This is a genomic window from Geodermatophilus sp. URMC 64 (assembly GCF_053502555.1).
The window spans coordinates 1466073-1478226 of the sequence record NZ_CP199955.1; the positions used below are offsets into that span (position 1 = coordinate 1466073).

General features: G+C 74.7%; 10 protein-coding genes. 8 read left to right on the forward strand and 2 right to left on the reverse strand.

What is annotated here, in order from left to right; all coding sequences use genetic code 11:
* Positions 1-8: 8 nt before the first annotated feature.
* Positions 9-806, reverse strand: a complete 798-nt coding sequence (locus tag ACWIYF_RS07285) for a cold-shock protein (protein WP_448627445.1) — start codon at positions 804-806, stop codon at positions 9-11.
* Positions 807-917: 111 nt separating this feature from the next.
* A complete protein-coding gene (locus ACWIYF_RS07290) occupies positions 918-5501 on the reverse strand; it encodes an ATP-dependent helicase (RefSeq protein WP_448627446.1) in 4584 nt (1527 codons plus the stop codon).
* 37 nt (positions 5502-5538) lie between these two features.
* On the opposite strand from ACWIYF_RS07290, the gene ACWIYF_RS07295 reads away from it, so the two are divergent.
* The 8 genes from ACWIYF_RS07295 to ACWIYF_RS07330 all read left to right on the forward strand — a co-directional run bounded on the left by ACWIYF_RS07295 (position 5539) and on the right by ACWIYF_RS07330 (position 12150).
* Positions 5539-6330 (forward strand): glycoside hydrolase family 16 protein, encoded by a 792-nt coding sequence (locus tag ACWIYF_RS07295; protein ID WP_448627447.1) that lies wholly within the window; start codon positions 5539-5541, stop codon positions 6328-6330.
* A gap of 15 nt (positions 6331-6345) precedes the next feature.
* A complete protein-coding gene (locus tag ACWIYF_RS07300; RefSeq protein WP_448627448.1) occupies positions 6346-7491 on the forward strand; it encodes an acyl-CoA dehydrogenase family protein in 1146 nt (381 codons plus the stop codon).
* Positions 7492-7511: 20 nt separating this feature from the next.
* Complete coding sequence (locus ACWIYF_RS07305) at positions 7512-8783, forward strand: MFS transporter (RefSeq protein ID WP_448627449.1); 1272 nt, start codon at positions 7512-7514, stop codon at positions 8781-8783.
* A gap of 152 nt (positions 8784-8935) precedes the next feature.
* Positions 8936-9394: a MarR family winged helix-turn-helix transcriptional regulator gene (locus tag ACWIYF_RS07310; RefSeq protein ID WP_448627450.1), complete on the forward strand. Its 459-nt coding sequence runs from the start codon at positions 8936-8938 to the stop codon at positions 9392-9394.
* Positions 9391-10032: a hypothetical protein gene (locus ACWIYF_RS07315; protein WP_448627451.1), complete on the forward strand. Its 642-nt coding sequence runs from the start codon at positions 9391-9393 to the stop codon at positions 10030-10032. Before ACWIYF_RS07310 ends, ACWIYF_RS07315 begins: the two co-directional genes overlap by 4 nt.
* Before the next feature lie 10 nt (positions 10033-10042).
* A complete protein-coding gene (locus ACWIYF_RS07320; protein ID WP_448627452.1) occupies positions 10043-10237 on the forward strand; it encodes a DUF3046 domain-containing protein in 195 nt (64 codons plus the stop codon).
* A 183-nt stretch (positions 10238-10420) separates the two neighbouring features.
* Positions 10421-11479, forward strand: a complete 1059-nt coding sequence (recA, locus tag ACWIYF_RS07325) for a recombinase RecA (protein ID WP_448627453.1) — start codon at positions 10421-10423, stop codon at positions 11477-11479.
* Between the two features lie 8 nt (positions 11480-11487).
* Entirely contained in the window at positions 11488-12150 is a 663-nt protein-coding gene (locus ACWIYF_RS07330) for a regulatory protein RecX (RefSeq protein ID WP_448627454.1), read from the forward strand.
* Positions 12151-12154 lie beyond the last annotated feature (4 nt).

Genomic DNA, 12154 nt, shown 5'->3' on the forward strand with positions numbered 1-12154 from the left:
GCCCCGGTTCAGTCGAGCGGCCGGACCCCGGTCGCGTTGATCCCGCGGTCGCCGCGGGCGCGGGAGAACTCGACCCGCTGGCCCTCGGCGAGCTCCCGGTAGCCGCCGTCGTCCTCGATCTCGGAGAAGTGGACGAACACGTCCTCGCCGCCGTCGTCCGGGGAGATGAAACCGAAACCCTTGTCGGGGTTGAACCACTGGACGGTGCCCTGGGTCGCGCCGCCGGTGTCGCGCCGTCCCCGGCCGCCCCGGTCGCGGTCCGCCGGCCGGGACTCGCGGCGCCCGGGATCGCGCCGTGCGGGGGCACCGCGGCCGGCGGAGAGCAGGCGGACGCCGTCGGCCTGCAGGCCCCGCGGGCCCTCGACCAGCTCGAACTCGACGCGGTCGCCCTCCTCCGGCTCGTCCCGTCCGCTGCGCATCGCGGAGACGTGGACGAACACGTCGTCGGGGACGATGAAGCCGAAGCCCTTGTCGTCGTCGAACCGGGCGATCGTGCCGGTCATCACCGGCCCGCGCGGGCCGGCGTTCCGGCTCGTGTCGCGCCGCGGCTCCCGCCGGTCGTCGCGGCGGTCGTCCCGGCCGCGCGACACCGGGGCGCCGCCGAGCGGCTGGACGTTCTCCGCCTGCGGGCCGCGCGGACCGGGCGACGCCGAGTACTCGACCCGCTGACCCTCGTCGAGGGTGCGGAATCCGCCCGTGTCGGAGATCGCGGAGAAGTGCACGAAGACGTCATCCCCGCCGTCCTCGGGCTCGATGAACCCGAAGCCCTTCTCCGGGTTGAACCACCGCACTGTGCCGACTGCCATCTGCTGCTCAACTTCCCGCGGGCACCTGCCCGCGTTCTCCGACGCCCGCCTCCGGGCCTCACGTTCCTCCGTACCAGCGTCCCAGCGCCGGGTCGCTCGTGCGCGGCCGGGTCAGGCTCGCACCCGCAGGCCGCGCGGGGTAGCGGCGAACCCGGCCGCCTGCAGCGCCGCCGACAGCGGCGTCGACTCGTGCACCGAGGCGCCGTCGGCCTTCTGCACTACCATGCGGCCGAGCGCGCCCGCGGCCACCGCGCCCGACAGCGCCGTCGCCGCCTCCTTGAGAACGTGCTCGTCCTCGGTCCACGACAGCAGCGTCTTGCCGCCGCGCTCGACGTAGAGGACCAGCTCGCCGTCGACGAGCACGACCAGCGCGCCGGCCTTGCGCCCCGCCCGGTGACCGCTGCCCTTGCGCGCGGTGCCCTCGCCGATGTCGACGGCCTCGTCGCCGTCGGTGCCCGGCCGTTCGGGCCAGGGCAGCGCGGCGCCGTACACGTTGGCCGGGTCGGTCGCCGCGAGCACGACCGCGCCGGCGGGTTGCCGGTCGGGCGCGGCGAAGCTGCGCAGCCGATCCACTGAGCCGGGGGTGCCGAACTGGGCCGCGCCGAGCGTCTCGACGAAGTAGCCGCGCCGGGCCCGGCCGTTCTCCTCGAACGCCCGCAGCACCGGGTACACCGCGGAGAAGCCGCCGCTCACCTGCTCCGCCTGGACCGCGCCGCGGGTGAGGACGCCGTGCCGCTCCAGCAGCGCCTCGGCGCGGGCGGTCGTGCGCCTGGTCGGGTTGGTCTCCCGGTCGGGGAGCCGCGACCAGCGGCCGGCGACCGTCGGCGGGCCGGTGCGCGAGGGCATCGCCGGCCGGCCGAGCCGGGGGCGCCCGTAGCGGGAGCGGGTCACCCGCGGCTGTGGCGCGGCCGCCCGCTTGTGCGTGCCGCCACCGGCCAGCCGGGTGCGCAGCGGAGCCAGGGTGTCGTTGGTCAGCTGCCCGGACCAGACCAGGTCCCACACCACGTCGGCCAGCGCGGTGTCGTCGGTCGAGCTCACGAGGTCGGACAGGCCGCGGAAGAACAGCGCCTGCCCGCCGGCCAGCTGCGCGAGCACCGCCGCGCCGACCGACTCCGGCTCGGGGCTCTCCAGCGGCTCGGGCAGGAGGACGTCGGCGAGGTCGGCCGGGACGAGGCTGATCCAGCCGTCGCCCCCGGGGAGGCCGCCGGCGCCGGCCCACAGCACCTCGCCGGCGCTGGTCAGCTCGTCGAGCATCGCGGGGGAGTAGTCGCGCACCCGCGCGGGCAGCACCAGCGACTCCAGCGCGCTGGCCGGCACGAGCGCCCCGGCCAGCTGCTCGACGACGGCGAGCACGCCGTCGGGCCCGCGCAGCCGGCTGCCGACCGACTGCCAGGACGGCGTGAAGCGCGCCAGCGTGCCCACCGGCACGGGCTCGACCTCCTGGCGCAGCCTGGCCAGGCTGCGGCGGCGGATGCCCCGCAGCACCTCGGCGTCGCACCACTCCTGCCCCGTGCCGCCGGGCCGGAACTCCCCGCTGACCAGCCGACCGGTGCCGACCAGCCGCTGCAGGGTCGCGGTCACCACCGCGACGCCCAGCCCGAGGCGGGCGGCCACCTCGGCCGGCTGGAACGGGCCGTGGGTGCGGGCGTAGCGGCCGATCAGGTCGCCCAGCGGGTCCGCGACCGGCTCGGTGAACACCTCCGGCACTCCGACCGGCAACGCCGTCCCCAGCGCGTCGCGCAGCCGGCCGGCGTCCTCGATGGCGACGTAGCGCTCCTGCCCGGCGATGCGCACCTGCAGGGCCCGGCGGGAGGCGACCAGCTCCTCCAGCCACGCCGGGGTCACCCCGCGGGCCATCGCCTCGGCCGCCGTGAGGTCGCCGACGTACCGGAGCAGGTCGGCGGCGCCGTCGAGGTCGCGGGGGTGCCGCTCGGCGGGAAGTTTCTGCAGCTCGCGCTCGAGCTCGGTGATGGCCTCGGCGTCGAGCAGCTCGCGCAGCTCGGAGCGGCCGAGCAGCTCGGCCAGCAGCCCGGTGTCGAGCGCCAGCGCCTGCGCGCGCTGCTCGGCCAGCGGGGCGTCGCCCTCGTAGAGGAACTGGCCGACGTAGCCGAACAACAGCGACTGCGCGAACGGCGACGCCGTCTGCGTCTGCACGTCGACCACCCGCACCCGGCGGGCGCGCACGTCGCGCATGAGCTCGACCAGCCCGGGCACGTCGTAGACGTCCTGCAGCACCTCGCGGGCGGCCTCGAGGGTGATCGGGAACGAGGAGAACTCGCCGGCCACGGAGAGCAGCTGGGCGGAGCGCTGGCGCTGCTGCCACAGCGGGGTGCGCTTGCGCGGGTCGCGGCGGGGGAGCAGCAGCGCGCGGGCGGCGCACTCGCGGAACCGGCTGGCGAACAGCGCGGAGCTGCCGACCTCGGCGGTCACCTCCCGCTCGACGTCGTCCGGGTCGAGGACGGCGAGGTCGGCCTCCGGCGGCTCGCCGGTGGTGTCGGGCAGCCGCAGCACGATCCCGTCGTCGGAGTGCATGGCGGCGACGTCCATGCCGTAGCGCTCCCGCAGCCGGGCGGCGAGGACCAGCGCCCACGGGGCATTGACCTGCGCACCGAACGGCGAGTGGACGACCAGCCGCCAGTCGCCGAGCTCGTCGCGGAACCGCTCGACCAGCAGGGTGCGGTCGTCGGGCAGGTGGCCGGTCGCCGCCTTCTGCTCGGCCAGGTAGGCGGCGAGGTTCGCCGCACCCCACTCGTCCAGACCCGCCGCGCGGGCCCGCTCCAGCCCCGCCTCCGGGGTCGCGGAGCCCACCTCGCGCAGGAACGCGCCCAGCGCCCGGCCGAGCTCCAGCGGCCGGCCCGGTGCGTCGCCCTTCCAGAACGGCATCTTCCCGGGCTGCCCCGGCGCCGGGCTGACCAGCACCCGGTCGTGCGTGATGTCCTCGATCCGCCAGGACGACGAGCCGAGCAGGAAGACGTCGCCGGCCCGCGACTCGTAGACCATCTCCTCGTCGAGCTCGCCGACCCGCCGGCCGCCGGACCCCTCGGAACCGACGAGGAAGACGCCGAACAGGCCGCGGTCGGGGATGGTGCCGCCGCTGGTCACGGCCAGCCGCTGGGCACCGGCGCGGGCGGTGAGCGTGTCGGTGACGCGGTCCCAGGTCAGCCGCGGCCGTAGCTCGGCGAACGCGTCCGACGGGTAGCGCCCGGCGAGCATGTCGAGGACGGCCTGCAGCGCCGACTCGGGCAGCGAGGCGAACGGCGCCGACCGCCGCACCAGCGCGCCGACCTCGTCGACGGTGCGCGGTCGCTCGGAGACGATCGCGACGATCTGCTGGGCGAGCACGTCCAGCGGATTGCGCAGGTAGCGGATCGACTCGATCGCGCCGGCCTTCATCCGCTCGGCCACCAGCGCGCACTGCACCAGGTCGCCCCGGTACTTCGGGAACAGCACCCCGCGGCTGACCGCGCCCACCTGGTGCCCCGCGCGGCCCACCCGCTGCAGTCCGGAGGCCACCGTGGGCGGTGCCTCGACCTGCACCACGAGGTCGACCGCGCCCATGTCGATGCCCAGCTCGAGGCTGGAGGTGGCGACGACGGCGGGCAGCCGGCCGGACTTCAGCGCCTCCTCGACGACCGCCCGCTGCTCGCGGGAGACCGAGCCGTGGTGGGCGGCGGCCACCGGCTGGAAGGCCTCGGGCAGCCCGCCGCCGGACCCGGCCTGCGCCATGAGCGCGGCGGCGTTGGTGCCCGGCGGCACCGCCTCGCCGGTGGTCCGCTCGTAGGACAGCTCGTTGAGCCGGCTGGTCAGCCGCTCGGCCAGCCGGCGGGAGTTGGCGAACACGATCGTGCTGCGGTGCGCCTCGACCAGGTCCAGCACCCGTTCCTCGACCGCCGGCCAGATCGACGTCCGCGGTTCCGCGCCCGCGGCCGAGCCGTCGAGCTCCCCGGTGGGCCGGCCGAGCTCGCTCATGTCCTCGACCGGGACGACGACCGCGAGGTCCCACTGCTTCCTCGCCTCCGGCGCGACCACCTGCACGGGCCGGCCGCCGGCGAGGAAGGTGGCGACCTCCTCGATCGGCCGCACCGTCGCCGACAGGCCGATCCGCTGCGCGGGGCGGTCGAGCAGCTCGTCGAGCCGGTCGAGGGAGACCGCGAGGTGCGCGCCACGCTTGGTGTCGGCGACCGCGTGCACCTCGTCGACGATCACCGTCTCCACGCCGCGCAGCGCCTCCCGCGCCGAGCTGGTCAGCAGCAGGAACAGCGACTCCGGCGTGGTGATGAGGATGTCGGTGGGCCGGCGGGCGAAGGCGCGGCGCTCGTCGGCGGGGGTGTCACCGGACCGGATCGCGACCTTCACCTCCGGCCGCGGCAGTCCGAGCCGCAGCGCGGCCTGACCGATGCCGGTCAGCGGCGCCCGCAGGTTGCGCTCGACGTCGACGGCGAGGGCCTTGAGCGGGGAGACGTAGAGGACCCGGCAGCGCGCCTGCTCGTCGGCCGGCAGCGGCGTGCTCGCCAGCCGGTCGAGCGACCAGAGGAAGGCGGCGAGGGTCTTGCCGGAGCCCGTCGGGGCGACGACGAGGGCGTGCTCCCCGCTGCTGATCGCCGACCAGGCGCCCTCCTGCGCCGGCGTGGGCGCCTCGAACGCACCGGAGAACCAGGCCCGGGTGGCCTCGGAGAACCGGTCGAGGGTCGACATGTCGGCAAGTGTCCCTGCTCGGTACGACACTTCGCCGGTGCAGACGACGACGCGACCCGGCTACGTGCTCGAGGTCGAGGACACCTTCGGCGGCGAGCAGCTCGACCGGGGCCTCTGGCTGCCGCACTTCCTCCCGCACTGGAGCTCGCGAGCGGCGTCGGCGGCCCGCTACCGGCTCGGCGACGGCGTCCTGCGGCTCGTCGTCGAGGAGGACCAGCCGCCCTGGTGCCCGGAGTTCGACGACGGCGTGCGGGTCTCCTCCCTGCAGACCGGGGAGTTCTGCGGACCGCTCGGCAGCGCGGTCGGGCAGCACCGCTTCAACCCGGCGGTCGTGGTGCGCGAGGAGCAGGACGACGTCCGGCTCTACACGCCGCAGTACGGGTTCTTCGAGGTCCGCGCGCGCATGCGCGTCGACGCCACCGGCATGGCCGCGCTGTGGATGATCGGCTACGAGGACGCCCCCGAGCGGTCCGCGGAGATCTGCGTCTTCGAGGTCTTCGGCCGCGACATCGGTCCGGACGGCCCGCGGATCGGCATGGGCGTGCACCCCTTCGGCGACCCGTCGATCGCCGACGAGTTCGAGCAGGTGGCCCTGCCGATCGACGTCCGCGAGTTCCACGTCTACGCCGCGGAGTGGACGCCGGAGCAGGTGTCGTTCCTGGTCGACGACGAGGTGGTCAAGGTCGTCCGGCAGTCCCCGGCCTACCCGATGCAGTTCATGCTCGACGTCTACGCCTTCCCGGGGGACGACGACCCGCCCGTGCCGCAGGAACTGGTCGTGGACCGGTTCCGCGGCTGGCGGCCCGGATCGGGCGCTCGGGAGAGGTAGGGCACACTCCCGGGCATGCGCCACTCCCTGTACGAGACCGAGCACGACGAGTTCCGCGACATGGTCCGCGGCTGGGCGGAGAAGAACGTCGCGCCGTTCCACGCGGACTGGGAGAAGGCGGGCATCGTCCCGCGGGAGGTGTGGCTCTCCGGCGGCGCGCAGGGCCTGCTCGGCATGGACATCGACGAGCAGTACGGCGGCGGGGGAGTCCGCGACTTCCGCTACAACGCCGTCCTCGACGAGGAGATGACCCGGATCGGCGCCAGCGGCGTCGGCTTCGGCCTGCACAACGACGTCGTCGCCCCGTACCTGCGCGACCTGGCCACCGACGAGCAGAAGCAGCGCTGGCTGCCCAGGTTCTGCAGCGGCGAGCTCATCACCGCGATCGCCATGACCGAGCCGGGTGCCGGCAGCGACCTGCAGGGCATCGCGACGACCGCCCGCAAGGACGGCGACGGCTGGCTCCTCAGCGGGGCGAAGACGTTCATCACCAACGGCATCAACGCCGACCTGGTCATCGTGGTCGCGCGCACCGACCCCGACGCCCCGGCGGCCAAAGGCATCAGCCTGCTGGTCGTCGAGCGGGACATGCCCGGCTTCAGCCGCGGCCGCAACCTGGACAAGGTGGGCCTCAAGGCCCAGGACACCGCGGAGCTGTTCTTCGACGACGTGCGGGTGCCGGCCGAGAACCTGCTCGGCAGCGAGAACCGCGGCTTCTACCACCTCATGGAGAACCTGCCGCAGGAGCGGCTGTCGATCGCCGTCGGCGCGGTCGCCTCGGCCGAGACGGTGCTGGCCCAGACGCGCGAGTACGTGGCCGGGCGGACGGCGTTCGGCAAGCCGGTGGGCTCGTTCCAGAACACCCGCTTCGTGCTCGCCGAGCTGCACACCGAGACGACGATCGCTCGCACCTTCGTCGACGAGTGCGTGCGTCAGCTCAACAGCGGCGACCTCACCGCCGTCGACGCCGCCATGGCCAAGTGGTGGACGACGGAGCTGCAGAACAAGGTCGCCGACCGCTGCCTGCAGCTGCACGGCGGCTACGGCTACATGGACGAGTACCCGGTCTCGAAGGCGTGGCGGGATGCCCGCGTGCAGTCGATCTACGGCGGCACCAACGAGATCATGAAGGAGATCATCGGCCGCTCGATGGGGTTGTAGGGGCTGCCAGACTGGCGGTCGTGACGCTGACGACCGCCGACGCCCAGCACGTGCAGCGGCGGACGGTCGGCGTCCTCTCGGGCGCGGTGGCGCTCGCCGGCCTCGGGGTGACCGTCGGCATCACCGTCGGCGGGCTGCTCGCCCGCGACGTGGCCGGTACCGACACCGCCGCGGGCCTCGGGCAGACCGCCGGGGTCCTGGGTTCGGCGGTGATCGCGGTGCCGCTCGCCCGGCTCAGCGACCGGGCGGGTCGCCGCGCCGGCCTCGTCGCCGGCTACGGGGTCGCCGTCCTCGGGTCGGTGCTGACCGTCGTCGCCGCCGCGGTGTCCTCGCTGGCGCTGCTGCTGGTCGGGCTGTTCGCCTTCGGCGCGGCCACGGCCTGCGGCCTGCAGGCCCGCTACGCCGCCGCCGACCTGGCCGCCCCGGAGCGGCGCGGGCGGGCGCTGGCGATGGTCGTGTGGGCCACGACGGTCGGGTCGGTCCTCGGCCCCAACCTGGCCGAACCGGGGAACGTGCTCGGGCGGGCGCTCGGGCTGCCCGAGCTCGGGGGCGCCTTCGTCGTCTCGATCGCGGTCTTCGGTGTCGTGGCCGGCGCGCTGCTGGTGCTCCTGCGCCCGGACCCGCTGGTGCTCGCCCGCCGGCTGGGCGGGACGGGCGCGCCGGTCGGCCGCCCGCGCGGCGCCACCGCCGCGGCGCTGCGCGCGGTCTGGGCCACCCCGGGCGGCCGGCTGGGGGTCACCGCCGTCATCGTGGCCCACTCGGTCATGGTCGGCGTCATGGTCATGACCCCGGTGCACATGGGCCACGCCGGCGGCCCGGCCGGGACGACGCTGCGGATCATCGGCCTGGTCATCAGCGTGCACGTCGCCGGCATGTACCTCTTCTCACCCCTCGTCGGCCTGCTCGCCGACCGCGCCGGGCGGACGGCGACCGTCGCGGCCGGCGGGCTGCTGCTCCTGGCCGCGGCCGCGCTGGCGGGGACGGCGCCGCCGGGGGCCGCTCTGCAGCTGGGCATCGGGCTGTTCCTGCTCGGGCTCGGCTGGTCGTGCGCGCTGATCGCCGGCTCGACCCTGGTGACCGAGTCGGTGGCCGCGGACCTGCGGCCGACGGCGCAGGGCGGCACCGACCTGCTCATGGGTCTCGGCGCGGCGCTGGCCGGGGCCGCGGGCGGACCGCTGCTGGCGGCCGGCGGCTTCGGGCTCGTGTCGGGCGTCTCCGCCGCGCTGGTGCTGCCGCTGGCGCTCGTGTGGGCGCGCACGGCCCGTGCCGCGGCTCTTCAGCGCCCCCGGTAGTGCCGGATCAGCAGGACGATCCAGGCGACCAGGCAGGCCGCGATGCCGATCTGCAGGATCACGTCCCAGGTGGGCGAGCCCGTGCTGAGCCCCATGCGCAGAGCATAGGTCCGGCGTATCGTGAAGTGTCTTCACGATGAAGGGGCTTCACCATGGCCGACGACCGGACGGCGGTGCTGGACCGCATCCTCGAACTGGTGGCCGTCCTCGACACCGACACCCGCGAGAGCCTCGCCCGTGACGGGCTGACGCCGGCCCGCGCGCACCTGCTGTGGGTGCTGCAGCACCGGGGGCCGCTCCCGCAGCGGGCGCTCGCCGAGGCGCTGCGCGTGAGCGCCCGCAACGTCACCGGCCTGGTCGACGGCCTGGTCGACGGCGGATTCGTGACCCGCCAGCCGCATCCCACGGACCGCCGGGCGACCCTGGTGTCGTTCACCCGGCACGGCGCCGCCACGGCGGCACGGCTCGAGCGGGAGCACGCCGAGTTCGCGCGCATCCTGTTCGCCGACCTCCCCGAGGACCGGTTCCGGGCCTTCGCCGACGGGCTCGACCACGTGCTGGAGCGCCTGCGCGAGCACGGCGTCTCCCTCGACGACCAGGCCGATCGGTGAGCGCCGCGGTGGCACCGGTGCGGCGCCTGCTCGCCTACGAGCTGGGCATGTGGCGGAGCCTGTACCGCTGGGTGCTCCGCCGCCCGGTGGCGCCGGACGGCGAGGCGTTCGGCTACGCGGGCGTGGTCACACCGGTGATCTGGGCGTTCATCGGGGTCTCGGCGATCGAGGTCCCGGCGGTGCACCTGCTGCTGCCGTGGGACGCGGTGCGCCGCGTCGCGCTCGTCCTCGGCGTCTACGGCCTGCTCTGGATGGTCGGCATGCTGGCCGCGCTCAAGGTGCACCCGCACGTCCTCGACGCCGGCGGCCTGCGGGTGCGCAACGGCCTCTCGCTCGACGTCACCGTCCCGTGGGAGCAGATCGCGTCGGTGCGGTACCGGATGCGCTCGCTGGAGGGCATGCGCAACGTGCAGGTCCACGACGACGGACCGGGCCGCGCGCTCTCGGTGGGGGTCGGCAGCCAGACCAACGTCGACGTCGTCCTCCGGGAGCCGGTGGTCCTCCCGGTCCGGCGGACGGCGGGGCAGCCGGTCGGCGAACTGCGGATCTACGCCGACGACGCCCGCGGGCTGGTGGCGCGGCTGCGCCAGGGCCCCGGGCACCCCCGGCCGGCGGACGCGGGGGAGCGGGCGCGCTAGCGTCGGAGGGGTGCGCCTGCAGGAGTTCTGGTCCCGCCTGACCGACCACTTCGGCTCGATGCGGGCCGAGAGCGTGGCGCGCGACCACGTCTTCGCCTCCCTAGGCGGGCGCAGCGCGGTCGATGCGATCGAGGCGGGCGTGCCCGTCCGCCGGGTCTGGCTGGCGATCTGCGAGGAGTACGAGGTCCCGCCGAAACTGCGGTGAGCGGGGTGCGCGTGGCGCGTGGGACAGGAGGCGTGTCGGCGTAGCAGTCGAACGCTTGTTCGGTCTACAGTCGTCCACAGGTCGGCCCCTTCTCCACAGCCGGGCCGGTCGACCGAGAACTGTCGGACCCCCGATCTAGCGTCGATCCCGACCGCTCCACGCGACTTCCCGAAGGTGAGCACCATGGCAACGCTCGACCGCGACAAGGCCCTCGACATGGCCCTCGCCCAGATCGACAAGCAGTTCGGCAAGGGCTCGGTCATGCGCCTGGGCGACAGCACGTCCCAGGCCATCAAGGTCATCCCGACCGGCTCCATCGCCCTGGACATCGCCCTGGGCATCGGGGGCCTGCCCCGCGGCCGGGTCATCGAGGTCTACGGCCCGGAGGCCTCCGGCAAGACCACGGTCGCCCTGCACGCGGTGGCCAACGCCCAGGCCGCCGGCGGCATCGCCGCGTTCATCGACGCCGAGCACGCGCTCGACCCCGAGTACGCGCGGGCCATCGGCGTCGACACCGACGCCCTGCTGGTCAGCCAGCCCGACACCGGTGAGCAGGCGCTCGAGATCGCCGACATGCTCATCCGCTCCGGCGCGCTCGACATCATCGTCATCGACTCGGTCGCCGCGCTCGTGCCGCGGGCCGAGATCGAGGGCGAGATGGGCGACAGCCACGTCGGTCTGCAGGCCCGCCTGATGAGCCAGGCGCTGCGCAAGATCACCGGCGCGCTCAACAACTCGGGCACCACCGCGATCTTCATCAACCAGCTGCGCGAGAAGGTCGGCGTCGTCTACGGCTCCCCCGAGGTCACCACCGGTGGCCGCGCGCTGAAGTTCTACGCCTCGGTCCGCCTCGACGTCCGCCGCATCGAGACCCTCAAGCAGGGCACCGACGCGGTCGGCAGCCGGGTGCGCGTCAAGGTCGTCAAGAACAAGGTGGCCGCGCCGTTCAAGCAGGCCGAGCTCGACCTGCTCTGGGGTCAGGGCTTCAGCCGCGAGGGCGGTCTCATCGACGCCGGCGTCGAACAGGGCTTCATCCGCAAGTCCGGCGCCTGGTACACGTACGAGGGCGACCAGCTCGGGCAGGGCAAGGAGAACGTCCGCAACTTCCTCCGCGACAACCCCGACCTCGCCGACGAGATCGAGAAGAAGGTCAAGGAGAAGCTCGGCATCGGCGCCACCCTCGACGCCCCGGCCGAGGCGTCGGCCGGGCCGGCCGCTCCGGCCGCTCCGGCCGACTTCTGAGGCCTGCGGTGACCACCCGCGCGACCCGCCGGCCTCGTGCCGGTGGGTCGCGTCGGTCCGCGCGTGACGCGGCGGAGGGCCCGTCCAGGGCGGGCCTGGACAGCGGGGACGACGCTGCCGCCCCGGGGGCGGCCGAGGACGATCCCGGCGATCCGGAATCCGTCGCCCGCGCCATCTGCCTGCGCGCACTGACCGGCGCCGCCAAGACCCGCAAGCAGCTCGCCGACCTGCTGGCCAAGCGGGGCGTGCCCGAGGAGGCGGCGACCGCCGTCCTCGACCGGTTCACCGAGGTCGGGCTTATCGACGACGCCGCCTTCGCGCGCGCCTGGGTCAGTTCGCGGCAGGCCGGCCGCGGCCTCGCCCGCCGCGCGCTGCGGGCGGAGCTGCAGGCCAAGGGAGTCGACCGGGAGGTGGCCGCCGCCGCGGTGGAGGAGGTCGACCCGCAGGAGGAGTGGGACGCGGCCCGGCGCCTGGTCGCCCGGCGGCTGCCCTCGATGCACCGGCTGGACCGGCAGACCGCCGAGCGGCGCCTGATCGGCATGCTCGCCCGCAAGGGCTACGGCGGCGGCCTGGCCGCCTACGTCGTCCGTGAGGCGCTCGACGAGCGCGGCGACGAGGACGACGGCGGCCGGTACCACCCGGACCTCGGCGAGGACGCCTTCCTGCCCTGACGCC